This is a genomic window from Arthrobacter sp. Hiyo1 (assembly GCF_001263615.2).
Taxonomy (GTDB): Bacteria; Actinomycetota; Actinomycetes; order Actinomycetales; family Micrococcaceae; genus Arthrobacter.
In genome coordinates, this window is the sequence record NZ_DF952476.1 from 111,932 (window position 1) to 113,543 (window position 1,612).

3 protein-coding genes and 1 pseudogene are annotated in these 1,612 nt (G+C 66.4%); all 4 read right to left on the reverse strand.

Annotated features, from left to right (window positions below; all coding sequences use genetic code 11):
* A pseudogene (locus AHiyo1_RS25080) lies at positions 1-363 on the reverse strand (putative baseplate assembly protein); the annotation flags it as partial.
* The gene (locus tag AHiyo1_RS20975) at positions 360-797 is read right to left on the reverse strand and encodes a GPW/gp25 family protein (protein ID WP_113990730.1); all 438 of its coding nucleotides are present in this window, start codon (positions 795-797) and stop codon (positions 360-362) included. The pseudogene AHiyo1_RS25080 and the gene AHiyo1_RS20975, both read right to left, overlap by 4 nt.
* 10 nt (positions 798-807) lie before the next feature.
* A complete protein-coding gene (locus tag AHiyo1_RS20980) occupies positions 808-1,149 on the reverse strand; it encodes a hypothetical protein (RefSeq protein WP_059389879.1) in 342 nt (113 codons plus the stop codon).
* On the reverse strand, positions 1,149-1,612 hold a 464-nt coding region (locus AHiyo1_RS25085; protein WP_216363278.1), incomplete at its 5' end, for a phage baseplate assembly protein V. The genes AHiyo1_RS25085 and AHiyo1_RS20980, both read right to left, overlap by 1 nt.

Genomic DNA, 1,612 nt, shown 5'->3' on the forward strand with positions numbered 1-1,612 from the left:
CGGCGCGCCGGGCACGCCTGGTGGGCAGCTGACCTGGGTGCCGCGAGGGATGCGGATGTCCTGGCCGTCGGTAGCGCTTCCCGCCGACGTTCGCGTGAATTCGAGGATGGTTTCGGCTGTGCTCGGCGGGTACAGGCTGGTGCCGAGCAGGTTCAAGTAGACGGCATACAGTTTTTCCGGCACCCGATTGAGCCTGTACATCAGGGTGTCCGTGAGGTAGGCGAAAGCCTCGAGGATGGTGATGCCGGGATCGTGGACGGAGAGGTCCGTCCACTCCGGGGCGATCTGCTGGATGCGCTCGCGGGCGCCGGCCACCAAGTCCGCGAAGCTGCGGTCATCGAGATTCGGGACGGGGATACTCATGCCGCACCTCCGGAGGCGACGGGCAGGGCGATGGCGAGCTGGTCCTCGAGCTGGGTGGAACGGACCCGGTACCGCAACCGGACCTCCAGCACTTCAGGGCTTTCGGGGGAGCGGGAGGCATCCAAGGCCAGGACGGTGATCCGGGGCTCCCATTGCTCCACGGCCCGGGCAACGTAATGGATAGCCAGGCCTGCCGTGGTGTCATCCGCCGGGGCGAAAGCGAGCCGGAACAGATGGCAGCCGTAGGTGGGGCGGTTGACGCGCTCGCCGGGCCTCGTACTCAGCAGCAGGAGGAGGGCCTGACGCACCGAAGCTGCGTCCGTGACGGTGGCGAGCCGTCCGTCGGGCGTCAGCCGCAAGCCGGGAAGGCCGGTGGCGGCATCGAAATCCGGGTGCACGAAGGCCACCGACTTGTACCTGGGGACGCTCACCATTCGCCGCCTCTCATGATCCCGCCGCCACGAATTCCTGGCCCGGCCGCCGGACCGTGTACTTGACGGCACCCGGCGGGGTGCCGTCCGTGTAGCCCTCCACAGTGTCCAGGCAAACCTTATTGCCGCCGATCCGGACAAAGCCCGAGTATCCCTTGATCACCGGCAGTGTCTTGTTGCAGGGCTTGATGTTGAGACCCACGTTCGGGCACATGCTGATGTCGCGTCCTTGGGGATCGTCGTCTACCAAAACCGGCGAGCCGGCAACGCGGACCCACTGCTGGGAAGGGACGTTTTCCACTTTGCCGTCGTGCCCGCAGCGCAAGATGGCCTCCTTGATGAGGAGCTTCGGCATCACGCCTCCTCGAAATCGACGGTCTTTGCCCGGATCTTCATGGCCTTGCCCGGTGCCTCCAGGACCAGGTCCGTAGCCGAGGTGATCCGCAGCTTCTCCGGCCCGATTTCCACCGTTGAGCCGTGGCCGTTCGTGAAACTGATGGTGCGGCTGCCGCCGTCGAGCACTATTTGCTGCCCGTCAGCGCTCCGGAAGGTGTAGCGGCTGTCCCGGGGAGTGTTCACGCTCTTGTCCGGGGTCTGTTCGCGGCCGTAGAGCCCGCCCAGAATGATGGCCTGCGCCGGATCCGTGGCAGGCAACAGGACGAGCACCGTGTCCTCCGGGGCGGGCGCCACGACGAGGCCTTTCCCTACTCCAGCTCCCATTGTGAGGACCGGCGCCCAAGCCGATTCAAGCGGCGGATACGCAGGGAGCCGAACGCGTGCCCGGCCGCGGCCCTCCGGATCTTCCACATCCAGCACTG